This window comes from Streptomyces sp. NPDC003011, assembly GCF_053591515.1.
Genome location: NZ_JBSFTY010000001.1, coordinates 205070 through 227953 on the forward strand (window position 1 = coordinate 205070; position 22884 = coordinate 227953).

The following is a 22884-nucleotide window of genomic DNA, read 5'->3' on the forward strand; positions in this document are numbered from 1 at the left end:
GTACGGCTCACTCGCGCCACCCTCGGGGGTGAATACACATCCTGTAGGACAGGACGCGGGCGGAACCGGATGATCAGGCACACTGGACGTTTGGCCCCGCACCGTCACACGGGCTTCGCGGGTCCACGCAGGTCCACGCAGAAAGGCAGCCGCGCGTGAATGGTCCCCTGATCGTCCAGTCCGACAAGACCCTGCTCCTCGAAGTCGACCACGAGCGGGCCGACGACTGCCGTCGGGCCATCGCGCCGTTCGCCGAGCTGGAGCGCGCGCCGGAGCACATCCACACCTACCGGGTGACACCGCTGGGGCTGTGGAACGCGCGGGCCGCCGGGCACGACGCCGAGCAGGTGGTGGACGCGCTGGTGGAGTACAGCCGGTACCCGGTGCCGCACGCGCTGCTGGTGGACATCGCCGAGACGATGGACCGGTACGGGCGCCTGACCCTCAGCAAGCACCCCGCGCACGGACTCGTGCTCACCTCCACCGACCGGCCCGTCCTCGAAGAGGTCCTGCGCTCCAAGCGGATCGCCCCGCTGGTCGGCAACCGCATCGACCCCGACACCGTCGCCGTGCACCCCTCCGAGCGCGGCCAGATCAAGCAGACGCTGCTGAAGCTGGGCTGGCCCGCCGAGGACCTCGCGGGGTACGTCGACGGCGAGGCGCACGAGATCGAGCTGCACGAGGACGGCTGGGCGCTCAGGCCCTACCAGAAGCAGGCCGTGGAGAACTTCTGGCACGGGGGCTCCGGAGTGGTCGTCCTGCCCTGCGGCGCGGGCAAGACGCTGGTGGGCGCCGGAGCCATGGCACAGGCCAAGTCGACCACCCTCATCCTCGTCACCAACACCGTGTCCGCCCGGCAGTGGAAGCACGAGCTGGTCAAGCGGACCTCGCTGACCGAGGAGGAGATCGGCGAGTACAGCGGGACGAGGAAGGAGATCCGGCCCGTCACCATCGCCACGTACCAGGTGCTGACGACGCGGCGGAAGGGTGTCTACCCGCACCTGGAGCTGTTCGACTCCCGGGACTGGGGCCTGATCCTCTACGACGAGGTGCACCTGCTGCCGGCGCCGGTCTTCAAGTTCACGGCGGATCTCCAGGCGCGGCGGCGGCTCGGGCTGACCGCGACCCTGGTGCGCGAGGACGGGCGGGAGTCCGACGTGTTCTCGCTGATCGGGCCCAAGCGGTTCGACGCGCCGTGGAAGGAGATCGAGGCGCAGGGCTACATCGCGCCCGCGGACTGCGTGGAGGTCCGGGTGAACCTCACGGACTCCGAGCGGCTCGCCTACGCCACCGCCGAGACCGAGGAGAAGTACCGCTTCTGCGCGACGACCGCGACCAAGCGGAAGGTGACCGAGGCGATCGTGCGGCGGTTCGCCGGGCAGCAGATCCTGGTCATCGGGCAGTACATCGACCAGCTGGACGAGCTGGGGGAGCATCTCGACGCCCCGGTCATCAAGGGCGAGACCTCCAACGCCCAGCGGGAGAAGCTCTTCGAGGCGTTCCGGCAGGGCGAGATCAGCGTGCTGGTGGTGTCGAAGGTCGCGAACTTCTCCATCGACCTTCCGGAGGCGACGGTCGCCGTGCAGGTGTCGGGGACCTTCGGGTCGCGGCAGGAGGAGGCACAGCGCCTGGGGCGGGTGCTGCGGCCCAAGGCGGACGGGCACCAGGCCCACTTCTACTCGGTCGTCGCCCGCGACACCATCGACCAGGACTTCGCCGCGCACCGGCAGCGGTTCCTGGCGGAGCAGGGCTACTCCTACCGGATCGTCGACGCGGACGAGCTGCTGGCGGAGAGCTGACCGGCGGGCCGGGCGGTCACGGGCGGCGGACGCCCGCCTCCTCGGCGTACTCGCCGAGGACGACCACGGCGAACGCGGCGCCCGCGAACACCTTGACGGCACGCAGGGCATCGCCGACGACGTGCCGGTGACTGCCCAGGACAGGGGTGGCGCCGGCCGGGCGGGGCGGGCGCGGAGCTGGGGTGATGGTTGCTGCGCTCATGCCTCCATAGTGACTTTTCCGGCACGAGGACGGCATCGGTCTGTGGTGCCGACCCGGGTGCCCGCCGCGTAGTACCTACGGCCGATGGACCGCCCCCACAGAGGCAGGGGCCGGCCCCGCCTCTCCCCTAGGGGATGCCCCCGGACACCGGGCTGCCCACGGCCTGGCCGCCGGGCTCCCCACGGCGTGTCCGCACGGTCCCCTACGGCCTGGCCGCCTTCCACTCCTCCTCGGTCAGCGGGGGTCCCTCCAGGTACGGCTTCTTCGGACCGAGGAGCATCGGGACGAGCATGTCGGCGGAGAACAGCCGGGTGGCCGGCTTCTCCAGGCTCATGACGTCCAGCAGGGCACCGAGGGCGCGCGGACTGCGGGCGCCGGTGGCGACGGCCCGGTCCACGAACCGGGCGAGGAGCCGCTCCAGGGCCCTCGGCGGTGTCGCGCTCGCCCCCGGGTAGAGGGCGTCCTGCCCCACGGCCAGGTCCCAGGCGGCGGCCACCGGACGGGCCGCCGCGCGCTGGAGGCGGCGCGCGGTGCCGGGCGCGGTGAGCGGGGCCGAGCGCAGGACGTCCCGGACGGCGAGGGCGCTCTGGGCCGCGACGCTGATCCCGTGGCCGTAGACGGGGTTGTAGCCGGCGACGGCGTCCCCGAGGACGGTGAACCCGTCGGGCCAGCGCCGCGTCTTCTCGAAGTACCGGCGCCGGTTGGCCGTGCTGCGGGTGGTCATGACGTCGCCGAGCGGGGTCGCGTCCTTGATCAGCTCGCCGATGACGGGGTCGCCGAGCCGGAGGGCGAAGTCGACGAACGCGTCGGGGTCACCGGTGGGCTCGCCGCCCCGGGTCCCGGCGAGGGTGACCGTCCAGCGCCCGCCCTCGACCGGTACGACGACCCCGCCCCGGCCGGGCGCCTTGGCGGGGTTGGCCTGCACGTTGACGAGGGGGAAGCCGAGGTCCGCGGTGGTGCCCGGGGCGCGGTAGAGGCGGGTGGCGTAGACGACACCGGCGTCGACCTCGCGTTCGGCGACCTCGGGCAGGCCCAGTTCCGTCAGCCAGCGCGGGGCCCGGGAGCCGCGGCCGGAGGCGTCGACGACGAGGTCCGCGGTCAGGATCCGCTCCGCGTCCGCGTCGCGCACCCGGACCCCGGTGACCCGGCTGCCGTCGCCCTCCAGCCCCAGCACGGTGGTCCGTTCGCGCAGGCCGACGCGTTCGTCGCCGAGGACGCGTTCCCGGATCACGGAGTCCAGCAGATCCCGGGAGCACAGCAGGTTGCGGTGGTGGGTGGCCCGGAACCGCCGGAACCAGATCTCGTTGGGGGCGCGCGAGACCATGTCGCCCATGATGTGGATGAGCCGGGCCCCGTGCGCGACGAGGTCGTCGACGAGTCCGGGCAGCAGCTGGTCGAACGCCCGCACCCCGCCGCTCCACACCAGGTGGGCGTGGCGGGCCTGGGGCACGCCGCGCCGGGGCGCGGGCCCGTCCGGGAGGGGGTCGCGTTCGACGACGGTGACGTCGGCGGACGCGGCGAGCGCGGCGGCGGCCAGCAGGCCGGTGACGCTGCCGCCGACGACGAGCGCGGTGGGCCGGCGGGCGGCGGGTCCGTCAGGCATGGCGGTCAGGCTCTCTTCGCGGGGAGCACCGAGCGGATGACTCCTGCCAGGAGCCGCTCCAGTTGCTCGGGGGACATGGTGCCGTGCCGCCGCAGGTCCATGTCCCGTATGCCGTACCGCGTCAGTAACTCCCGCAGGGGGTCGGGCTCGGGAACGGGGAGGTGCGTGGGTGGCTCCACGGACGGACTCCCGGGGTCGCAGGGGCGGCAGGGGCGGCAGGGACGGCAGGGGCGGGGGCGTGTCCCGCAGCCTACTTGCGCGTAAACCCGTTGGCCCCCGTCTCGTCCGTTCGCCTACAATCTCCGCTCTTGCCCGCCTCCTGCCCGGAGTGCCGCCGACCGGACGGAAACCGGCCGGCATCCCGCGACCGCGTATCCCGTAGGCCCACCGGAGGCACCCCCTTGTCCACGCCCGTCGGCGACGACCCCCTCGCCCGCGAACGCTCCCACCTCGCCCGTTCCCGCGCCGCCCTGCGTGCCATGCGGGAGGACGTCGAGTCCCTCGACATCAGCGACGTCACCGCGAACTGGGTCAACGCGGAGGTCCTCTCCCGCCAGATCGACGAGCGCGTCAAGGCCCTCGCCGACCTCAGTGACACCCCGCTGTTCTTCGGCCGCCTCGACTACCTCCGCTCCCCTGGCGCCGAGCGGGCGGAAGGCGCGCGGGGCGAGCGTTTCTACATCGGGCGCCGGCACGTGCACGACCAGGACGGCGACCCGATGGTCATCGACTGGCGCGCGCCGGTCTCGCAGCCGTTCTACCGGGCCTCGAAGAAGGACCCGATGGACGTGGCGCTGCGCCGTCGCTTCGGTTACACGGGCGGCGACCTCACGGCGTACGAGGACGAGCACCTCTCGGACCCGGCGGAGGCCCCGGCCACCAGCAGGCTGCTCCAGCGGGAGATCGAGCGCCCGCGCGTCGGTCCGATGCGGGACATCGTGGCGACCATCCAGCCCGAGCAGGACGAGATCGTCCGCGCCGGCCTGGGCGGGACGGTGTGCGTGCAGGGCGGGCCGGGCACCGGGAAGACGGCCGTCGGCCTGCACCGGGTCGCGTATCTCCTCTACGCCCATCGCGAGCGGCTCGCCCGCACCGGCACCCTCGTCATCGGACCGAACCGGTCCTTCCTGCACTACATCGAGCAGGTGCTGCCCGCACTGGGTGAACTGACGGTCCGCCAGGCCACTGTGGACGATCTGGTCGCGCACGTGGACGTGCGCGGTACGGACGAGACCGCGGCGGCGATCGTCAAGGGCGACGCGAGGATGGCGCAGGTGCTGCGGCGGGCCGTCCACGCGCACGTGACGATGCCGGCCGAGCCGGTGGTGGTGGTGCGCGGCTCCCGCCGCTGGCGGGTCCCGGTGTACGAACTGGAGGAGATCGTGCGTGAGTTGCTGGACCGGGGAATCCGCTACGGAGCCGCCCGCGAGGCCCTCCCGCAGCGCATCGCGCACGCCGTGCTGGTGCAGATGGAGCGCTCGGGCGAGGCCCCGGACGACCGGGTGCAGGACGCGGTGGCCCGCAACGCGGCGGTGAAGGCGGCCGTCCGGCAGGTCTGGCCGCCGGTCGACCCGGCGAAGCTGGTGCTGCGTCTGCTGACGGACGCGGACTTCCTCGCCGCGCACGCGCAGGGCGTGCTGAGCGCGGACGAGCAGAAGACGATCCTGTGGGCGAAGCCGGTGCGGTCGGTGAAGTCGGCGAAGTGGTCGGCGGCGGACGCGGTGCTGATCGACGAGGCGCAGGACCTGGTCCAGCGCACGCACTCGCTCGGCCATGTCGTCCTGGACGAGGCGCAGGACCTCTCCCCCATGCAGTACCGGGCCGTCGGCCGCCGTTGCAGCACCGGGTCGGCCACCGTCCTCGGCGACCTCGCCCAGGGCACCACCCCCTGGGCGACCCGGAGTTGGGACGAGGCGCTCGCCCACCTCGGCAAGACGGACGGCGTGATCGAGGAACTGACGGCCGGTTTCCGCGTCCCGACGGACGTCATCGCGTACGCCTCCCGTCTCCTCCCGCACATCGCCCCCGGCCTGGCCCCGGTCGCGTCGGTCCGCGAGAACCCCGGCTTCTTCGAGGTCCGCCCGGTCACCGACGCGGCCGACGTGGTCGCCGCCTGCGAGCAGTCGCTCCGCCACGAGGGCTCCACCGGCCTGATCGCCGCCGACGCCCGCGTCCCGGCCCTGGCAAAGGCGCTCGCGGCGGCGGGCCTCGGCCATCTGGCCCCGGGCGAGGAGACCACGCACGAGACCCGCCTGACCCTGGTCCCCGCCTCCCTGGCCAAGGGCCTGGAGTACGACTACGTCGTGCTCGACGAGCCCCAGGCGATCGTCGACGGCGAACCCGACGAACGCACCGGCCTGCGCCGCCTGTACGTCACCCTCACCCGAGCGGTCTCCGGCCTGACGGTGACCCACACGGCCCCGCTGCCCCCACAGCTCACCTGACACCCCCGCCCCACCCGCCTTCCCGCACGAGCAGGCGCACACGACACCCCACCAACCCCGGCCCACGCGACCCACCCCCGCCTTCGGTGGGGGCACTCGTGCCGCCGGTCCGGCACAGGCAGGCCCGCACGACACCCCGCCAACCCCGGGCCACACGTCCCACCCCGGGCGCCGCACCGGCCCCGAATCACGTACCCCCGCTATCCCCCGTCCACCACCCGACGCCACTCCGCGACCGCCTCCGCCGAGACGCCTCGCTCCCAGCCCCCCGGCCGCGCGGCCCCGCCGATGTGGAAGCCGTCGATGCCGGCCTCCCGGAGCACCGGCACGTGGTCCAGCCGCAGTCCCCCGCCCACCAGCAACCGCTGCTCGTACCCCGGCTCCCCCCGCCGCCCCGCCTCGGCGAGCAGCGTGGGCAGGCCGGCGTCCACGCCGGACGCCGAACCCGCCGTCAGGTAGGTGTCGAGCCCGGACAGCCCGTCCAGCTGCTTCCTCAGCGCGTCCCGGTCGGCGGCGTGGTCGATCGCTCGGTGGAACGTCCAGCGGCAGCCGTCCAGCACGGCCACCACCCGCTCCACGGCCGCCAGGTCCACCCCGCCGTCCGCGTCGAGGAACCCGAGCACGAACTCGTCGGCCCCGGCCGCCCGCAGCTCGCGCGCGGTCCGCACGAGCCGCTCGACGTCGTCCGCCGTGAACCCGTCCGCCGGCCGCAGCATCACCCGCAGCGCGAGGTCGACGGCGGCCCGGATCCCGGCGAAGGTCCCGACCGGCGGGGTCAGGCCGTCCGCCGCCATGTCGGTGACCAGTTCGAGGCGGTCCGCGCCTCCGGCCTGGGCGGCGACCGCGTCCTCCACGTCGAGGGCGATCACCTCCAGGACTGCACGCTCGCTCATGGGACCCCAATCGTCTCAGCGGCCGGTTACAGGTCTAGTCCAATTCAGGTCCAAAGACTACGCCTGTACGGTCCCGCTCACCCGCCGCTCATCCGCACGCTCACCCGAAGATGTCCAGCTCCTCCTCCGTCGCCCCCGCCAGCTCGTACGTCGCCCCCGCCACCGACCGCCCCGCACACAGCCGCACGAGCGTGGCGGCCTCCCCGATGAACCGCGCCGGAGTCCGCTCCCCCGGCACTCCGCCCAGCCGCAGCGGCTCGTCGACGTCGTCCAGATCGGCGTGCAGCGGCACGTGCCCCTGCTCCCGGGTGACCCGCACCAGCAGGGACAGCGCGTCCGGCAGCCCCGCGCCGCCGTACGCTCCCGGCACCCCGAGCGCCTCGCGCACATCCCCCGCGTGCACCCACTCACCGAGCGCGATCTTGTCCAGCGGGCCCCCCGCCCGGGCGATCACCGGCCCCGCCTCGGTCATCCCGCGCTCCAGCTCGTCCAGGACCCGCGCGGGCGACCAGCCGGCCCGTTCCGCGATGTCCCGGTCGTTGGACGCGGGCGAGAACACCCCCGCCTCGAACCGGTGCTCCACCACCCGGGCCAGCGCGGCCGAACAGTGCGCGAGCACGTCCCGCACGCTCCACCCGGGACACGCGCCGACCGGCACCGCGAAGTCCTCCTCCGCCCGGCCCCGCAACAGCGGTACCAGCGCGTCCCGCTCGACGGTCAGGAGCCGCCCGGGCAGCTCGGGATCACGTGCTTCATCCATGTCAGAACCCATCTTTGAAAGGCACACCGCTCTGCACAAGGGCGGACGACGCCAAGGACAGCAGCCTGGACCGCAGCGCCCGCATCCGACCGCGGCCCTCCATCTGCTTCCGCCTGCCATGTCGCAACGCGGCGGTGCCTACTGATTCGTTTCGGTGCGGGGTAGTGGTGTGGGGCGGATGAGGCCGGACTGGTAAGCGTAGACGACCAGTTGAGCGCGGTCGCGGGCGTCGAGCTTGGTCATCGCGCGATGAACGTGGGTGCGTACGGTCAGGGGACTGACGAAGAGCCTCTCGGCGATCTCCGTGTTGGACAGACCCTCCGCGGCCAGCGCGGTCACTTCGCGTTCGCGCGCGGTGAGGTCGGCGAGGCGTTCGGGAGCGGCCAGATGGTTGGCGGGGTCGGGCGTGGTGAGGAAACGGGTGATCAGGGCGCGGGTGGCGGCAGGAGACAGGAGTGAGTCCCCCGAGGTCACGGTGCGGATGCCTGCGATGAGGACATCCACACCGACGTCCTTGCCGAGGAAACCGCTGGCTCCTGCGCGCAGGGCCTGGGCGACGTGTTCGTCGGTCTCGAAGGTGGTGAGGATGAGAACACGGGTGGCGGACTGGGCCGGGTCGGCGCAGATGGTGGCCGTGGCCGACAGACCGTCACTGCCGGGCATGCGGATGTCCATGAGGATGAGGTCGGGGTGGTGGGTGCGAGCAAGCGCCACGGCTTCGTCGCCGGTGGCGGCTTCGGCGACCACCTCCATGTCCTCGCAGGAGTCGATGAGGATGCGGAAGGTGGCGCGCAGGAGCGCCTGATCGTCGGCGAGCAGAACGCGGATGGTCATGAGGCGGCGTCTTCTTCCGGTTCCGTGGTGTGCGCGTGCAGCGGCAGTGCGGTGGTGACTTCGAAGCGGCCGTCGGGGCGGTGACCTGCGTGCAGTTCACCGCCGAGGGAGTGGGCACGTTCGCGCATGCCGATCAGGCCGAAGCCGTCTCCCGCGCTGGACGTCGGCGCGGTGGTCGAGCCGTTGGTGACCGTGATGGCCAACTGGGTCCGGGTGTACGTGAGGTGTACGTACACCGATGGTGTGGCGGCGTGTTTGGTGACGTTGGTCAGTGCTTCCTGGACGATACGGAACGCCGTCAGATCCACCCCCGGCGAGAGCGGTCGGGGCTCGCCCTCGGTGGTCAGAATGACATGCAGACCTGCTGCCTCGACGGCGGTGATCAGCTCGGAAAGACGGGCGAGCCCGGGCGCCGGTTCCAGGGATGTGTCGGGGTCGCCTGCCTGACGCAGGAGACCGACGGTTGCTTTGAGTTCGCGCAGTGCCGATGAGGTGGTGCCGGACAGGTCGGTGAGGATCTGCTGAACCTGTTCGGGGTGGGTGCGTGCCAGATGCGCGGCGGTCCCCGCCTGGGCGTTGGCCAGCGCCAGGTGATGGGCGACCACGTCGTGCAGCTCGCGGGCGATGCGCATGCGCTCCTCGGCGACGCGATGGCGCGCTTCCTCCTCGCGGGTGCGCTCGGCGTGCTCGGCGCGGGCGTGCACGGCCTCGAGATAGGCGCGCCGCAGCCGGATCGTCTGGCCGCGGGCGGCCGCGAGCAGGACCCACCAGGTGGCTGAGTTGATCACGTCGAGGTAGGGCGGCAGGTGGCCGGGATCGAACAGCAGCGCCGTGGACGCCAGCAGGACGGCTACGACGCCGGAGCAGGTATAGGTGGCCTTCGGCGAGGCGCGCAGGGCCAGCCAGTAGAGGGCGGCCAGAGCAGGGGCCATGAGCAGTGGGGTGGCCAGGTAGCCCAGCACCATGGCGGTCATGGCACAGGTCGTGGTGAGAACGAGGACCGCATGAGGGTGACTGCGGTGCCACAGCGCGGCACCACAGGCGATGACCGCGAGGAGCACGGCCGGCCACAGCGCCTGCGGGGCGACGCCGGGGGAAGGAAGGGAGGCCCCGCCGACAGAGGCCACGAACAGCAGCACCGCCACCGCCGCGTCGGTGACGCGGGGATGGGCTGAGGAGAATCGTTGCCAGGTGCTGATCATCCAGGGTTCCTGTCGGGTGCTTCGACCATGGTGGGTCAACCGTCCGGTACATGCCCGGCGGGCCGCCCGTACACGACGCTGCGGACGGCCCGCCGGGGTACGGCGTGGGGTCAGACGTGCACCGGCTCCCTCTCGGCCGGGGTGGACGGGACGCGAGTGAGCGCTTCGCCCTCCACATCGATGTCGGGCAGGATCCGCTGCAACCAGCGCGGCAGCCACCAGGCCCGCTCACCGAGGAGCGCGAGGACTGCAGGGACGATCGCCATACGGACGACGAAGGCGTCGAACAAGACAGCGACAGCCAGGCCGAACCCAATGGTCTTGATCATGGACTCGCCGGCGCTGATGAACCCGGAGAACACGGCCATCATGATCAGCGCGGCCGCCACTACGACGCGGGCACTGGACCGGAAGCCGCTCACGATCGCGACACTCGGCCGGTCTCCGTGCACGTACGCCTCCCGCATCCGCGAGACGAGGAAGACCTCGTAATCCATGGCGAGACCGAAGACGATGCCGACCAGGAAGATGGGCATCAGGCTCATGATGGGTCCGGTCTGCTCCAGGCCGAGGAGTGAGGCGCCCCAGCCCCACTGGAAGACGGCGACCACCGCGCCCAGGGAGGCCAGAAGCGACAGGAGGAATCCCACGGCGGCCTTGAGGGGTACGAGCACGGACCGGAAGACCACCATCAGGAGCAGGACCGCCAGGCCCACCACGACGGCGAGATAGGGGATCAGCGCGTCCTGGACCTTCTGCGCCATGTCGATGTTGACCGCTGTGGTGCCGGTGACGGCGAAGGCCGCCCCCGTGTCCGCCCGAGTCGCTGTACGTTCAGCACGAATGGTGCTGACCAGGTCCTTTGTCTGCTGGTCGGTGGGGGCGGTGGACGGTACGGCGGAGAAGACGACCGTGTCGCCCGCCGGGTTGAACTGAGCAGGTGAGACGGAGACGACCCCTGGGGTGTCTCCGATCTTCCGCTCGATCGTTTTCACCGCGGCCTGCGGGTCGGCCGCGTCCTCGACGTCCACGACGATGGTCAGCGGACCGTTGAAGCCAGGGCCGAAGCCCTGGGCGAGGGCGTCGTAGGCGCGACGCTCGGTGGTGGACGTCGACTTGGCCTCGTCCCCGGGCATACCCAGCTGAAGATCGGCCATCGGCAGCGCGACGACTCCCAGACCGGCGACCGCTGCGAGCAGTACGGGGACCGGGCGGCGCAGCACAAAGCGGGCCCAGCGGGTCCCCCCATTCTGATCACTACCGTCCTGCTTGCCCTGCCTGCCCTTGCGGACGCGGCGGGCGAGTACGGCGTTCGGCCAGAAGCCGAGCAGGGCCGGGACGAGGGTCAGCGCGATGAGGACAGCGACCACGACCGCTCCGGCGGCGGCCAGTCCCATCTTCGTCAGCAAGGGAATACCGACCACGGACAGGCCGGCCAGCGCGATGACAACGGTCAGCCCGGCGAAGACGACCGCCGAACCGGCGGTGCCGACGGCGAGCCCGGCTGCCTCGTGCGGTGCGTGTCCCTTGGCCCGCTCCTCGCGATAGCGGGAGACGACGAACAACGTGTAGTCGATCCCGACCGCCAGTCCCAGCATCGTGGCCAGCGAACTGGTCGTCGAAGAAAGGTCCAGCGCACTGCTCAGGGCCATGATCGAGGCGATGCTGACGGCGACGCCGATGACCGCGGTCAGCAGCGGAAGCCCGGCTGCGGCCATCGACCCGAAGGTGATCAGCAGAACCACCGCGGCGATGGCGATGCCGATCGCCTCCGCGGCCCCGCCCGCTGACACCTCGGAGGCCAGTGCGTCACCGCGCGCCTCGACGGTCAGACCCGTGTCGCGTGCCTGGTCGAGCGCCTGATCAAGCGCGTTCCTGCTGGCGTCGGTGAGGTCCTCGGCGCCCACCTTGTAGGTGACCTTGGTGTACGCGGTCGAACCGTCCTTGCTCACCGCGCCCGACGCGAACGGGTCCGTCGCACCGGCGACCTGTGCCCCGTCGCCGACCTCAGCCACCAGGTGCTCGATCGATGCCCGGCTGTCGGCCGCGGTGACCTTCTGCCCGTCCGGAGCGACGAAGACGACCTGGGCACTCGCCCCGTCGGCCCCTGACGTCGGGAACCGCTCGTTCAGCAGGTCCAGAGCCTGCTGGGACTCGATGCCCGGCATGGAGGAGCTGTCGTCGGAGACAGCGGGCGCCATGGCGGCACCCGCGCCGACGGCGGCCAGGGCCGCCACCCACACCAAGGTGACGGCCCAACGCCGCCTGAAGGACAGACGGCCCAGTCGATAGAGAAAAGTAGCCACGGGACGGAGGTCTCCACTTCTGATACGAGGACTTCACCAGGCTCCTCGAGCAGGCCCCGTCGCGTCGTCGTGCGGCTGCCGACAATCCGGACTACTGAGATCGCAGTAGTCCACGGGCGGCATGTCCACCTCCGGAACGACAACCCGCCGGCCGCCACCGGCACCGACCTCGAATGGGCCCTCATCGAATCGTGGACCTCGAAGGGCTCCCGCTGTTCGTGATGGTCACCCCGGCTGACATGCACGACAGCGTCGCCGCCCGCGAGAGACCGGGGCCTGGACGATGTCGTGGCGTTCAGTCCGGCGCCCGATCACCTGCCATGACGGATCACGCGGCCTGGACGGCTGTCGTTGGCCGGGGTGCCGCGGCGGTGGGGTGGACGGGCTGGGCCTCCAGTGTCCGACGGACACCGGCGCCGGCGCATGACGTTCTGCCCTTCAGGCGATCAGGCCGAGGGTGGACTCGACGGAGTTGAGCTGGGCGACGATGTGCCGGAGACGCCAGACGCCAGACGCCAGACGCCAGAATGGGAGCATGGCCGATCTCGACGCCCTGCGCACCCGCTTCGCCCGCGCCCTGCAAGGAGCCCGGGGCCCCGACGCCACCGGCCCCGACCCGACGCCGTACGCGGACAACCTGCTCGCCCGCTGGCAGGAGCCGCAGCGCCGCTACCACACGCTCACCCACCTCACCGCGGTCCTCGACCACATCGACGCCCTCGCACCGCACGCCGCCGACCCGGACGTCGTACGCCTGGCCGCCTGGTTCCACGACGCGGTCTACCTTCCCGACCGCTCCGAGAACGAGGAACGCTCGGCCCGCCTCGCCGAACGCGCCCTGCCCGAGGCCGGGGTGCCCGCCGCGCAGACGGCCGAAGTGGCCCGCCTGGTCCGCCTCACCGTCACCCACGACCCCGCCGACGACGACCCCGACGGCCAGGTCCTGTGCGACGCCGACCTGGCGGTCCTCGCCGCCCCGCCCTCCGCGTACGCCGCCTACACGGCCGCCGTCCGCGAGGAGTACGGCTTCGTCCCGCCGGACGCCTTCCGCGCGGGCCGCGCCACGGTCCTGCGCCAACTCCTCGCCCTGCCCCGGCTGTTCCGGACACCGCACGGGGCGACGGCGTGGGAGGCGACGGCGCGCTACAACCTGCGGGCGGAGCTGGAACTGCTCACGTCTGGGCCCGACCCGGAGTAGCGTCAGGGACCCGGCCCTCCGCAGGAAGGATCAGGCGTCGTGAGTGAGCAGCCCGTCCGGGCGGAAGGACGGCCGCCGGGCGCGCCCGGGGACGACGGCACGATCGTCATCCCCGCCGGCCGCCTCGCGCTCCGGGGCGTCACCCCCACGGCCGCCGCCGACCTCCGCGCGGGCGGTGACGGCGGGTTCGTATGGCTGGACGGCGGCCCCTTCGAGGGCACCCGGGAGGCCGCCGGGATCGTCACGAAGGCGTACGAGGCGGGGGTGCACCGCCCCGAGTGGGGGCTGTTCGTCCTCGTGCGGCGCGCGGACGGCCGGGCCGTCGGCGGCATGGGCTTCCACGGCGCCCCGGACGACGAGGGCCGCGCCGAGGTCGGCTACGACCTGGTGGAGAGCGCCCGCGGCCGGGGCTACGCCACCGAGGCGCTGCGCACGCTGTCGCGGTGGGCGCTGGCCCGCGACGGCGTACGGGCGCTGTTCGCGGTCGTCGACCGGGCCAACCTCCCGTCCCAGCGGCTGATCTCACGCGCCGGGTTCACGAAGGTGAGCGAGGACGACGAGTACCTCGTCTACGAACTGCGCGGCTGAGGCCGCCCCTTCGGCCGGCGCAACCCCGCCTCCGTGAGCCGGCGCACCAGTTCCTTGGACCCGACCGGCACCGCGCCGGCGGCCACCACGTCCGCGTACCGGTGCGAGGGGATGTCGTAGTGGTCGCGCTCGAAGGCCCGGCGCGGGACGCCCAAGCCGTCGGCGAACGCGTGGAGTTCGTCGAACGAGGCGTCGCTCACCAGGTGGGACCACATGCGGCCGTGCCCCGGCCAGGTCGGCGGGTCGATGTAGAGCGTCACCGGAGCCTCACGAGGACGCCGCCCCGCCCGCCGGCCCGCCCGCCGCCGACCCCAGCGCTCCCACCGCCGCGACCTTCACGCCCGCCTGGTGGCACACCCAGTGCGGGTCGGGGCCGAGTTCCGGTTCGACGTCCAGCGCGTGCGGCTCGCCGGAGCCGCACACCGGGCACAGCGGCCAGCGCCCGTGGCGTTCCAGGAGCGCGTCCTGTACGTCCTGCGCCACCAGGCCGGCCACGAACTGCGCGCCGTCCGGCCACTGCTGGACCCACCAGCGGCGCTGGACGACGGAGTCCTCGACCATGGACACCACGTCCGCGGCGGCGACCTTCTGCGCGGCCAGGTCGGCGAGCACCAGGGCGCGTGCCGCGTGCAACGCCTGCTCCAAGGGGCTGATGGGGTCCATGCACCCATTGTGCGCACTCTTGACCACGACACCGAGCCGAAAATATCTTTCACCTGTGACCCGCGAAGTGAAGGAAAGTTTCGGAAGCGGTTCGAGGAGCGGAGCCGCCCCGCCCGCGCCCGCCGCCCTCGCGGCCAAGGTGCGCACCCTCGCCCCGTCCATGACCCGCTCCATGCAGCGGGTCGCCGAGGCCGTCGCGGGTGACCCGGCCGGCTGCGCGGCCCTCACGGTCACCGGCCTCGCCGAACTCACCGGCACCAGCGAGGCGACGGTGGTCCGCACCGCCCGCCTGCTGGGCTACCCCGGCTACCGCGACCTGCGCCTGGCGCTGGCCGGTCTCGCCGCCCAGCAGCAGTCCGGCCGGGCACCCGCGATCACGACGGACATCGCGGTCGACGACCCGATCGCCGACGTCGTCGCGAAACTCGCCCACGACGAGCGGCAGACCCTCGCCGACACGGCGGCCGGCCTGGACACCGTGCAGCTCGGCGCGGCCGTCACCGCGCTGGCCGCCGCCCGGCGGACCGATGTGTACGGGGTGGGGGCGAGCGGGCTGGTCGCCCAGGACCTCACGCAGAAGCTGCTGCGGATAGGGCTGATGGCCCACGCGCACAGCGACCCCCACCTCGCCGTCACCAACGCCGTGCAGCTGCGGGCGGGCGACGTCGCCCTCGCGATCACCCACTCCGGCTCGACCGGTGACGTCATCGAGCCGCTGCGGGTCGCCTTCGAGCACGGGGCCACCACGGTGGCGGTCACCGGCCGGCCCGACGGGCCGGTCACCCAGTACGCCGATCATGTGCTGACCACGTCGACCGCCCGGGAGAGCGAACTGCGGCCCGCGGCGATGTCGTCGCGGACCAGTCAGCTGCTGGTGGTGGACTGTCTGTTCGTGGGCGTGGCGCAGCGGACGTACGAGACGGCGGCACCGGCCCTGTCCGCGTCGTACGAGGCGCTGGCCCACCGGCACCGGCGCTAGACCGCAGCCGGACCACAGGCAAGACCACGGGCCGGACCACGGGCCGGGCCGCGGGCCGGGCCACAGACAGGACCGCAGACCGAACCGCGGGCCGAGCCGCCTGCACCACGCAACACATCGCACCGCGCAGTGGAAAGAGCCGCCTGTCACCATGACCTCCACCTCCGATCCCCGCGATCTCCAGGCCCAATTGGAATCCCTGACCACCGAAGCGTTCCGGCCCGAGCTCGCCGACATCGACCGGCTGCCCACCCTGGACATCGCCCGGCTGATGAACGTCGAGGACACCACCGTGCCGGCCGCCGTCGCCCGGCGGCTGCCGGAGATCGCCGCCGCGATCGACGCCATCGCCGAGCGGATGGCCAGCGGCGGGCGGCTGATCTACGCCGGCGCCGGGACCGCCGGCCGGCTCGGCGTCCTGGACGCCTCCGAGTGCCCGCCCACCTTCAACACCGACCCCGCCCAGGTCGTCGGAGTGATCGCGGGCGGCCGGGAGGCCGTGGTCACCTCCGTCGAGGGCGCCGAGGACTCCGCGGAGCTGGCCCGGGCCGACCTCGACGCGCTCGCGCTGACCGGCGTCGACACGGTGGTCGGCGTCTCCGCCTCCGGCCGTACCCCGTACGCCGTCGGCGCCGTCGCACACGCCCGCCGGCGGGGCGCGTTGACCGTCGGGCTGGCCTGCAACGCGGACAGCGCGCTCGCCACGGCCGCCGAGCACGGCATCGAGATCGTCGTCGGTCCCGAGCTGCTCACCGGCTCCACCCGCCTGAAGGCCGGCACGGCACAGAAGCTGGTCCTGAACATGCTGTCGACGATCACGATGATCCGGCTCGGCAAGACGTACGGGAACCTGATGGTCGACGTCCGCGCCTCCAACGACAAGCTGCGCGCCCGCTCCCGCCGGATCGTCGCCCTCGCCACCGGCGCGGAGGACGACGAGGTCGAGCGGGCCCTCGCCGCCACCGACGGCGAGGTGAAGAACGCCATCCTGACGATCCTCGCCGAGGTGGACGGCCCGACGGCGGCCCGGCTCCTGGAGGACTCCGGCGGCCGTCTGCGCGTCGCGCTGGCGTCGGCCGGGCACTGATCCGCCACTTTCCGGACTCCGCCAACTTCCCTTGCTAGCGTGGGACTTCGCACCGGGGGAGGCAACGAATGAGGGCACCGACGACGTTCCGTATCGGTGGAGAGCTGGAAGTGGGACGGCTCGGTTTCGGGGCGATGCGGCTGCCGACCGAACCCGCGGACGCCCGCGCCGCGTCCGTGGCGGTCGTCAGGCGCGCCGTCGACCTGGGCGTCACGCTCATCGACACGGCCCACCTGTACGGCGGGGGCGCCAACGAGGAGCTCCTCGCCGAGGCCCTGCACCCGTACCCGGACGGCCTGCTCGTCACGACGAAGGTCGGCGTCGTCCGGTCCGCCTCCGGGGAATGGGGCCTGGACGCCCGCCCGGAGTCCCTCCGCTCCCAGGTGGACCAGGCCCTGCGCCGGCTGCGCACCGAACGCGTCGAGCTGCTCCAGCTCCACCGCCTCGACCCCGTAACCCCCCTGGCCGACCAGCTCGGCGCGCTCCGCGACCTCCGGGCGGAAGGCAAGATCGGCCACATCGGCCTCTCCGAGGTGACCGTCACCGAGCTCGACGAGGCCCGCACGATCGTGGACATCGTGAGCGTCCAGAACCGCTACAACGTCCTCGACCGCGCGTACGAGCCGGTCCTCAAGGCCTGCGAGGCGGCGGACATCGCGTTCCTCCCCTGGCGCCCCCTCGCCCCGGGAGCGGCGGACGCCACCCCCGCGATCACCGAGGTGGCCGCCGCCCTGGACGCCACCCCCACCCAGGTCGCCCTGGCCTGGCTGCTGGCCCACTCCCCGGTGCTCCTGCCGATTCCCGGCACGGCGAGCGTCGAGCATCTGGAGGAGAACGTGGCGGCGGCCGGCCTGACCCTCACCGAGGACCACCTGAGGCGGCTGGACGCCCTCACGACGGAAGCCGCCCCTCCTCGTTGACCCTGCGCACCCGGGCCCGCAGCACCTCCCCCTGCGGGGCGGGCCCGGTCGCCTCCGGCGGGCAGTCCCACTCCCGCCCGCCGGCCACGGGCCGCAACTGCACCCGCCCGCCCACGTGCCCCATCACCTCACCGATCCGCCCGTCCCGTACGTCGACGACGTGGACGCCGACAGCCGGCCGCTCCCCCCGCAGCACGGACGCCAGCCGGTCGGCCGTCCGCACGTTGCACCGCCCCAGCTCGACCAGCGCGAACGGCTCGTCACTGGCCCCGGTCACGGGATCCACACACAGGGACGGCAGCACGACCCCCGCACCCACCAGAGCCTCCCGCAGGGACTCGACGACTTCCTCGGTCGACCGCACGCTCGTTTCCTCTCCACGCAGAGTTGGTGATTCACCACACAGCGTGTCCGTCACGCCCCTAACCTGGCCATACGGGACACCCCAACAACCTCTGCTGTGCGACAGGGAGTTGCCGCCATGCCAGGACCCAAGGACCTCGACCCGTCGTCCTCCCCCCGCGCCCTCCTGGGCGCGGAACTCCGCCACGCCCGCGAGAAGGCCGGTCTCAGCCAGGACGAACTGGGCCAACGGCTGTTCGTGAGCGGATCGTTCATCGGACAGCTGGAGGCGGGGACCCGGCGGATGCAGCCGGAGTACGCGCGGATGCTGGACGAGGTCCTGGGCACGGACGACTTCTTCCTACGCAACTGCCGGGCGGCGGCGAAGTCGAAGTACCCGGAGCACTTCGCGGAGGCGGCGGAGGCGGAAGCGAGCGCTACGGCGATCAGGGAGTACTCGCAGCTCCTCATCCCGGGGCTGCTCCAGACACCCGCCTACGCGCGCGCCGTGTGCCGCGCCTACCAGCCGACGGCCCCGAAAGCTGTGATCGAGGAATTGGTGTCGGCACGGGTGGAGAGAGCTCACATCCTCGCCGATCCAACAGAGCCGCTGTTGTGGGCGGTGATTGACGAAGCCGCCTTGCGTCGGGTGACGGGCGGGGCGCCGGTGATGGCCGAGGCTCTCCAGTACATCGCAGGCATGATCCGCCGGAACCGGGTCATCGTGCAGGTACTGCCGTTCGATGCGGGAGCGCACCCCGCGATGGAAGGCTCTGTCAAGCTGATGGACTTCGAGGACGCGCCTCCGCTCGCATATTTCGAGGGGGTGGGCACGGGACGCCTGGAAGACGACCCGGCCGTCGTCCGGCACCACAGGTTCACCTACGAGTTGCTCACGGCCTCCGCGCTCTCCCCAGAGAATTCCCTGGTCCTGATCGAGACCGTGGCGCAGGATTACACCCATGCGGAGCAACCCTGAATACGACCTGGACGCGGCTGTCACTTGGCACAAGTCCAGCTACAGCGGCGGCAGCGGAGACAACTGCCTGGAAGTCGCGCGTTGGCGCAAGTCGACGTACAGCGGCGGCAGCGGCGGGAACTGCCTCGAAGTCGCCGACGGCTTCCCCGCCGTCGTCCCCGTCCGCGACTCCAAGAACCCCTCGGGCCCGAAGCTCATGTTCCGGCCGCACGCGTGGGCCGCCTTCGTCGAGGCCGTCGCCCGCACCCGCGGGTAGGTACAGTTTTTCCATGGACCGGAGCCGTACCCCATGAACCACGCCCAGCTCACCGCCCTGGGCCGCGCCCTGCGCCTGCTCGGCGAGCACGGCGAGGCCCTGAGCGGGGACACCCCCGACGGACGGCTGCACGAGGTCAAGGCCGACATCAAGCGTGCCCTGGACCTGCTGGAGGACAGCGTCTCCACGGCCGCGCCGACCACCCGGTGCCCCGAGCACCCGAACGGCCCGGTCGACGAGAACGCCCACGACCTGTGCCTGCTGTGCGAGACCCGGCGCCGGGCGGCCCGCCGCTCCGAGATCAACGGCCCGGCCGCGCAGCCGTACCCCACCGACCCCGCCCCTTCCCGCTACGGCGTCCGGGAGGACCGTCCGCAGCCCCAGCAGCGCTGGCTGCCGGAGCTGTGGAACGGCCAGGCGTGGCAGCTGTGCGGCACCCCGCGCAGGGACCGGCACGAGGCCGAGCTGTACCTCGCCGCCGCGCGCCGAGGTCCCCGCGCGGCCATGGCGTACCGCCTGGTCCACGAGTTCACCGACTACGAGGTGCTCCGCGTCTGGGGCACCCCCGTGCACGTCGACATCGAGCCGCTCGGGAACCTCTAGCGCGTCCGGGGCCCGGCGTGGGCCTCAGCTGAGCGTGCGCAGCGCCGCCGCGTCGTACGGCTTCAGCTCGTCGAACCGGCCCGCCAGGACCTTCGCCGCCCACTCGGGGTCCTGGAGCAGCGCGCGGCCCACCGCGATCAGGTCGACCTCCTCGGCCTCCAGGCGGTCGAGGAGGTCGTCGATGCCGCGGACCGGGGCACCCTCGCCCTGGAACCCCTTGAGGAAGTCGCCGTCCAGGCCGACCGAGCCGACGGTGATGACCGGCTTGCCGGTGAGCTTCTTGGTCCAGCCGGCCAGGTTGAGGTCCGAGCCGTCGAACTCCGGGAGCCAGTAGCGGCGGGTGGAGGCGTGGAAGGCGTCGACTCCGGCGGCGGCGAGCGGGGCGAGGATCGCCTCCAGCTCCTCGGGGGTCTCGGCCAGGCGGGCCCGGTACACGTCCTGCTTCCACTGCGAGAAGCGGAAGATGACCGGGAAGCCGGGCGAGACGCGCTCGCGGACCGCGGCCACGATCTCCTGCGCGAACCGCGCGCGGGCCACCGGGTCGCCGCCGTAGGCGTCCGTGCGGCGGTTGGTGCCCGCCCACAGGAACTGGTCGATGAGGTAGCCGTGGGCGCCGTGCAGCTCCACGCCGTCGAAGCCGATCCGCTCGGCGTCGGCCGCCGCCTGGGCGAACGCGCCGATGACGTCGTCCAGGTCCCGCTGCGTCATCGCCTTGCCGGTCGGCTCGTCCGCGCCGATGCGCAGACCGGAGGGGCCGACGGCGGGGGCGTCCGGGAAGGGCGGCTGGCCCTGCTCGCGCACCATGCCGATGTGCCACAGCTGCGGCACGATCGTGCCGCCCGCCGCGTGCACCTCCTCGGCGACCTTCGCCCAGCCCGCGAGCTGCTCCTCGCCGTGGAAGCGCGGGACGTCGTCGCTCTGCCCGGCCGACGCGTGGCCGACGTAGGTGCCCTCGGTGACGATCAGCCCGACGCCCGCGGCGGCCCGGCGGGAGTAGTACGACGCCACGTCCGCGCCCGGGATGCCGCCCGGGGAGAACTGGCGGGTCATCGGCGCCATGACGATGCGGTTCGGGAGGGTCAGGCCGTTGAGGGAGACGGGCCGGGCCAGGACGTCGGCCGCGCGGGAGGCGGAGGCGGCGGGAGTGGCGGTCACGTGGGGCTCCTCGGAGGGTCAGGTCGGTTCGGGGATCCGGCAGCCGGACATTCCTGACGGTATGTGCATACGCATCGACTGCCTCCCCTGGTCAACCGGCCCCACCCGGCCCGGCATTCCACCGCGCCCCGCCGACCGCTGTGATCCCGGACACGCCCGAGGGCGGCACCCCCTGCTTCAGGGGTGCCGCCCTCGGTACCGCAGGACGGTCGATCAACCGGAACCGGTCGATCAGAAGTCCATGTCACCGCCCGGCATGCCGCCGCCGGCCGGGGCAGCGCCCGCCTTCTCCGGCTTGTCGGCGATGACGGCCTCGGTGGTGAGGAACAGCGCGGCGATGGAGGCCGCGTTCTGCAGCGCGGAGCGCGTCACCTTCGCCGGGTCGATGATGCCCTCGGCGATCATGTCGACGTACTCGCCGGTCGCGGCGTTCAGACCCCAGCCCACGGTCAGGTTGCGGACCTTCTCCACGACGACGCCGCCCTCGAGACCACCGTTGACGGCGATCTGCTTGAGCGGGGCCTCCAGGGCGAGCTTCACGGCGTTGGCGCCGGTCGCCTCGTCACCCGTCAGCTCCAGCTTCTCGAACACCGCGGAGGCCTGGAGCAGGGCCACGCCACCACCGGCGACGATGCCCTCCTCGACGGCCGCCTTCGCGTTGCGAACGGCGTCCTCGATGCGGTGCTTGCGCTCCTTGAGCTCGACCTCGGTGGCGGCACCGGCCTTGATGACGGCCACGCCGCCCGCGAGCTTCGCCAGGCGCTCCTGGAGCTTCTCGCGGTCGTAGTCGGAGTCGCTGTTCTCGATCTCGGCGCGGATCTGGTTGACCCGGCCCTGGACCTGCTCGGAGGAGCCGGCACCGTCGACGATGGTGGTCTCGTCCTTGGTGATGACGACCTTGCGGGCCTTGCCCAGGAGGTCGATGGAGGTGTTCTCCAGCTTGAGGCCGACCTCCTCGGAGATGACCTCGCCGCCGGTGAGGATGGCGATGTCGTTCAGCATCGCCTTGCGGCGGTCACCGAAGCCCGGGGCCTTGACGGCGACGGACTTGAAGGTGCCGCGGATCTTGTTGACGACCAGGGTCGACAGGGCCTCGCCCTCGACGTCCTCGGCGATGATCAGCAGCGGCTTGCCCGACTGCATGACCTTCTCCAGCAGCGGGAGCAGGTCCTTGACCGAGGAGATCTTGGAGTTGGCGATCAGGATGTACGGGTCGTCGAGGACGGCCTCCATACGCTCCATGTCGGTGGCGAAGTACGCCGAGATGTAGCCCTTGTCGAAGCGCATACCCTCGGTGAGCTCCAGCTCCAGACCGAAGGTCTGGGACTCCTCGACGGTGATGACGCCTTCCTTGCCGACCTTGTCCATCGCCTCGGCGATGAGCTCGCCGATCTGGGTGTCGGCGGCGGAGATGGAGGCCGTGGAGGCGATCTGCTCCTTGGTCTCGACATCCTTGGCCTGGTCGAGCAGGGCGGCGGAGACGGCCTCGACGGCCTTCTCGATACCGCGCTTGAGGGCCATCGGGTTGGCGCCGGCGGCTACGTTGCGCAGGCCCTCCTTGACCAGGGCCTGGGCGAGAACGGTCGCCGTGGTCGTACCGTCGCCGGCGACGTCGTCCGTCTTCTTGGCGACTTCCTTGACCAGCTCGGCGCCGATCTTCTCGTACGGGTCCTCGAGTTCGATCTCCTTGGCGATGGAGACACCATCGTTGGTGATCGTGGGGGCGCCCCACTTCTTCTCGAGGACGACGTTGCGGCCCTTGGGGCCGAGCGTCACCTTGACGGCGTCCGCGAGCTGGTTCATGCCGCGCTCGAGGCCGCGCCGCGCCTCCTCGTCGAACGCGATGATCTTGGCCATGTGAAGTGGTCCCTCCAGGACTGGGGGTGATTCCTTCGGACCGCGCCCGCGCCCGCGACGGACGGCTCGCCGGCCCCGTGGTTCCTTGCCCCACCTGGCCTGCGGGCCTCACCGACCCGGTCCTTCGTTGTCACTCTCACTGTCAGAGTGCTAACGCCAATGATTAGCACTCGCCCCCTGCGAGTGCAAGCTCCTCTCGGGGATCGGGCACCCG

Annotated in this window: 22 protein-coding genes and 1 pseudogene; 10 read left to right on the top strand and 13 right to left on the bottom strand. The window is 72.1% G+C overall.

The genetic code is table 11. The annotated features are described in order from the left end of the window. The first annotated feature begins 155 nt into the window (after positions 1-155). Positions 156-1799 (top strand): DNA repair helicase XPB, encoded by a 1644-nt coding sequence (locus ACWD0J_RS00915; protein WP_451493551.1) that lies wholly within the window; start codon positions 156-158, stop codon positions 1797-1799. Positions 1800-1815: 16 nt separating this feature from the next. On the opposite strand, the gene ACWD0J_RS00920 is transcribed toward ACWD0J_RS00915, so the two are convergent. The 3 genes from ACWD0J_RS00920 to ACWD0J_RS00930 all read right to left on the bottom strand — a co-directional run bounded on the left by ACWD0J_RS00920 (position 1816) and on the right by ACWD0J_RS00930 (position 3783). Continuing rightward, positions 1816-2001 carry a hypothetical protein gene (locus tag ACWD0J_RS00920; RefSeq protein ID WP_451493552.1) on the bottom strand — a complete coding sequence of 62 codons (186 nt, stop codon included), beginning with the start codon at positions 1999-2001 and terminating at the stop codon, positions 1816-1818. Positions 2002-2203: 202 nt separating this feature from the next. Further along, a complete protein-coding gene (locus ACWD0J_RS00925) occupies positions 2204-3604 on the bottom strand; it encodes an FAD-dependent oxidoreductase (RefSeq protein ID WP_451493553.1) in 1401 nt (466 codons plus the stop codon). Between the two features lie 5 nt (positions 3605-3609). Continuing rightward, the gene (locus ACWD0J_RS00930; protein WP_451493554.1) at positions 3610-3783 is read right to left on the bottom strand and encodes a hypothetical protein; all 174 of its coding nucleotides are present in this window, start codon (positions 3781-3783) and stop codon (positions 3610-3612) included. 222 nt (positions 3784-4005) lie between these two features. Here ACWD0J_RS00930 and ACWD0J_RS00935 point away from each other — a divergent pair, with 222 nt between their 5' ends. Continuing rightward, positions 4006-6048 carry a HelD family protein gene (locus ACWD0J_RS00935; RefSeq protein WP_451493555.1) on the top strand — a complete coding sequence of 681 codons (2043 nt, stop codon included), beginning with the start codon at positions 4006-4008 and terminating at the stop codon, positions 6046-6048. 200 nt (positions 6049-6248) lie between these two features. Here ACWD0J_RS00935 and ACWD0J_RS00940 read toward each other — a convergent pair whose 3' ends face one another. From ACWD0J_RS00940 to ACWD0J_RS00960, 5 genes are all read right to left on the bottom strand, one after another. Continuing rightward, entirely contained in the window at positions 6249-6941 is a 693-nt protein-coding gene (locus tag ACWD0J_RS00940; RefSeq protein WP_451493556.1) for a copper homeostasis protein CutC, read from the bottom strand. 100 nt (positions 6942-7041) lie between these two features. After that, a complete protein-coding gene (locus ACWD0J_RS00945) occupies positions 7042-7701 on the bottom strand; it encodes a maleylpyruvate isomerase family mycothiol-dependent enzyme (RefSeq protein ID WP_451493557.1) in 660 nt (219 codons plus the stop codon). A 138-nt stretch (positions 7702-7839) separates the two neighbouring features. Further along, positions 7840-8535: a response regulator transcription factor gene (locus ACWD0J_RS00950; RefSeq protein ID WP_451493558.1), complete on the bottom strand. Its 696-nt coding sequence runs from the start codon at positions 8533-8535 to the stop codon at positions 7840-7842. After that, positions 8532-9737, bottom strand: a complete 1206-nt coding sequence (locus ACWD0J_RS00955; protein ID WP_451493559.1) for a sensor histidine kinase — start codon at positions 9735-9737, stop codon at positions 8532-8534. The genes ACWD0J_RS00950 and ACWD0J_RS00955 overlap by 4 nt, the downstream gene beginning before the upstream one ends. A gap of 110 nt (positions 9738-9847) precedes the next feature. Further along, positions 9848-12043, bottom strand: coding sequence for an MMPL family transporter (locus ACWD0J_RS00960; protein ID WP_451493560.1), 2196 nt, complete (start codon positions 12041-12043; stop codon positions 9848-9850). 535 nt (positions 12044-12578) lie between these two features. On the opposite strand from ACWD0J_RS00960, the gene ACWD0J_RS00965 reads away from it, so the two are divergent. Beyond that, positions 12579-13241, top strand: a complete 663-nt coding sequence (locus tag ACWD0J_RS00965; protein ID WP_451493561.1) for an HD domain-containing protein — start codon at positions 12579-12581, stop codon at positions 13239-13241. Between the two features lie 102 nt (positions 13242-13343). Then, a pseudogene (locus ACWD0J_RS00970) lies at positions 13344-13829 on the top strand (GNAT family N-acetyltransferase); the annotation flags it as partial. On the opposite strand, the gene ACWD0J_RS00975 reads toward ACWD0J_RS00970, so the two are convergent. Together ACWD0J_RS00975 and ACWD0J_RS00980 are read right to left on the bottom strand one after the other, a co-directional pair. Beyond that, the gene (locus tag ACWD0J_RS00975) at positions 13811-14089 is read right to left on the bottom strand and encodes a DUF4031 domain-containing protein (RefSeq protein WP_451493562.1); all 279 of its coding nucleotides are present in this window, start codon (positions 14087-14089) and stop codon (positions 13811-13813) included. The pseudogene ACWD0J_RS00970 and the gene ACWD0J_RS00975 sit on opposite strands and share 19 nt — an antisense overlap. A 7-nt stretch (positions 14090-14096) precedes the next feature. Further along, the gene (locus ACWD0J_RS00980; RefSeq protein WP_451493563.1) at positions 14097-14492 is read right to left on the bottom strand and encodes a hypothetical protein; all 396 of its coding nucleotides are present in this window, start codon (positions 14490-14492) and stop codon (positions 14097-14099) included. A gap of 55 nt (positions 14493-14547) precedes the next feature. On the opposite strand from ACWD0J_RS00980, the gene ACWD0J_RS00985 reads away from it, so the two are divergent. The 3 genes from ACWD0J_RS00985 (at position 14548) to ACWD0J_RS00995 (ending at position 17478) form a co-directional block, all read left to right on the top strand. Further along, positions 14548-15471, top strand: a complete 924-nt coding sequence (locus ACWD0J_RS00985; protein ID WP_451493564.1) for a MurR/RpiR family transcriptional regulator — start codon at positions 14548-14550, stop codon at positions 15469-15471. A 151-nt stretch (positions 15472-15622) separates the two neighbouring features. Next, positions 15623-16558 (top strand): N-acetylmuramic acid 6-phosphate etherase, encoded by a 936-nt coding sequence (gene murQ, locus ACWD0J_RS00990; RefSeq protein WP_451493565.1) that lies wholly within the window; start codon positions 15623-15625, stop codon positions 16556-16558. Between the two features lie 68 nt (positions 16559-16626). Beyond that, positions 16627-17478: an aldo/keto reductase gene (locus ACWD0J_RS00995; protein WP_451493566.1), complete on the top strand. Its 852-nt coding sequence runs from the start codon at positions 16627-16629 to the stop codon at positions 17476-17478. Here the strand turns inward: ACWD0J_RS00995 and ACWD0J_RS01000 are convergent. Next, the gene (locus ACWD0J_RS01000; RefSeq protein ID WP_451493567.1) at positions 17450-17842 is read right to left on the bottom strand and encodes a hypothetical protein; all 393 of its coding nucleotides are present in this window, start codon (positions 17840-17842) and stop codon (positions 17450-17452) included. The two genes, ACWD0J_RS00995 and ACWD0J_RS01000, sit on opposite strands and share 29 nt — an antisense overlap. A 117-nt stretch (positions 17843-17959) precedes the next feature. On the opposite strand from ACWD0J_RS01000, the gene ACWD0J_RS01005 reads away from it, so the two are divergent. From ACWD0J_RS01005 to ACWD0J_RS01015, 3 genes are read left to right on the top strand one after another with little or no spacing between them, the layout of a single operon-like run. Next, the gene (locus ACWD0J_RS01005; protein ID WP_451493568.1) at positions 17960-18799 is read left to right on the top strand and encodes a helix-turn-helix domain-containing protein; all 840 of its coding nucleotides are present in this window, start codon (positions 17960-17962) and stop codon (positions 18797-18799) included. Continuing rightward, positions 18783-19055, top strand: a complete 273-nt coding sequence (locus ACWD0J_RS01010) for a DUF397 domain-containing protein (protein ID WP_451493569.1) — start codon at positions 18783-18785, stop codon at positions 19053-19055. Before ACWD0J_RS01005 ends, ACWD0J_RS01010 begins: the two co-directional genes overlap by 17 nt. A gap of 33 nt (positions 19056-19088) precedes the next feature. Next, positions 19089-19658 carry a hypothetical protein gene (locus tag ACWD0J_RS01015; RefSeq protein ID WP_451493570.1) on the top strand — a complete coding sequence of 190 codons (570 nt, stop codon included), beginning with the start codon at positions 19089-19091 and terminating at the stop codon, positions 19656-19658. A gap of 24 nt (positions 19659-19682) precedes the next feature. Here the strand turns inward: ACWD0J_RS01015 and ACWD0J_RS01020 are convergent, their stop codons facing one another. Both ACWD0J_RS01020 and groL read right to left on the bottom strand, forming a co-directional pair. After that, a complete protein-coding gene (locus ACWD0J_RS01020; RefSeq protein WP_451493571.1) occupies positions 19683-20813 on the bottom strand; it encodes an NADH:flavin oxidoreductase in 1131 nt (376 codons plus the stop codon). A 231-nt stretch (positions 20814-21044) separates the two neighbouring features. After that, positions 21045-22670: a chaperonin GroEL gene (groL, locus tag ACWD0J_RS01025; protein WP_451493572.1), complete on the bottom strand. Its 1626-nt coding sequence runs from the start codon at positions 22668-22670 to the stop codon at positions 21045-21047. Positions 22671-22884 lie beyond the last annotated feature (214 nt).

What these genes read in the sequence shown, in the direction of transcription:
- ACWD0J_RS00920 (WP_451493552.1), bottom strand. Translation starts at nt 2,001, where the DNA reads ATGAGCGCAGCAACCATCACCCCAGCTCCGCGCCCGCCCCGCCCGGCC.
- ACWD0J_RS00925 (WP_451493553.1), bottom strand. Translation starts at nt 3,604, where the DNA reads ATGCCTGACGGACCCGCCGCCCGCCGGCCCACCGCGCTCGTCGTCGGC.
- ACWD0J_RS00940 (WP_451493556.1), bottom strand. Translation starts at nt 6,941, where the DNA reads ATGAGCGAGCGTGCAGTCCTGGAGGTGATCGCCCTCGACGTGGAGGAC.
- ACWD0J_RS00945 (WP_451493557.1), bottom strand. Translation starts at nt 7,701, where the DNA reads ATGGATGAAGCACGTGATCCCGAGCTGCCCGGGCGGCTCCTGACCGTC.
- ACWD0J_RS00950 (WP_451493558.1), bottom strand. Translation starts at nt 8,535, where the DNA reads ATGACCATCCGCGTTCTGCTCGCCGACGATCAGGCGCTCCTGCGCGCC.
- ACWD0J_RS00955 (WP_451493559.1), bottom strand. Translation starts at nt 9,737, where the DNA reads ATGATCAGCACCTGGCAACGATTCTCCTCAGCCCATCCCCGCGTCACC.
- ACWD0J_RS00965 (WP_451493561.1), top strand. Translation starts at nt 12,579, where the DNA reads ATGGCCGATCTCGACGCCCTGCGCACCCGCTTCGCCCGCGCCCTGCAA.
- ACWD0J_RS00980 (WP_451493563.1), bottom strand. Translation starts at nt 14,492, where the DNA reads ATGGACCCCATCAGCCCCTTGGAGCAGGCGTTGCACGCGGCACGCGCC.
- murQ (WP_451493565.1), top strand. Translation starts at nt 15,623, where the DNA reads ATGACCTCCACCTCCGATCCCCGCGATCTCCAGGCCCAATTGGAATCC.
- ACWD0J_RS00995 (WP_451493566.1), top strand. Translation starts at nt 16,627, where the DNA reads ATGAGGGCACCGACGACGTTCCGTATCGGTGGAGAGCTGGAAGTGGGA.
- ACWD0J_RS01005 (WP_451493568.1), top strand. Translation starts at nt 17,960, where the DNA reads ATGCCAGGACCCAAGGACCTCGACCCGTCGTCCTCCCCCCGCGCCCTC.
- ACWD0J_RS01010 (WP_451493569.1), top strand. Translation starts at nt 18,783, where the DNA reads ATGCGGAGCAACCCTGAATACGACCTGGACGCGGCTGTCACTTGGCAC.
- ACWD0J_RS01015 (WP_451493570.1), top strand. Translation starts at nt 19,089, where the DNA reads ATGAACCACGCCCAGCTCACCGCCCTGGGCCGCGCCCTGCGCCTGCTC.
- groL (WP_451493572.1), bottom strand. Translation starts at nt 22,670, where the DNA reads ATGGCCAAGATCATCGCGTTCGACGAGGAGGCGCGGCGCGGCCTCGAG.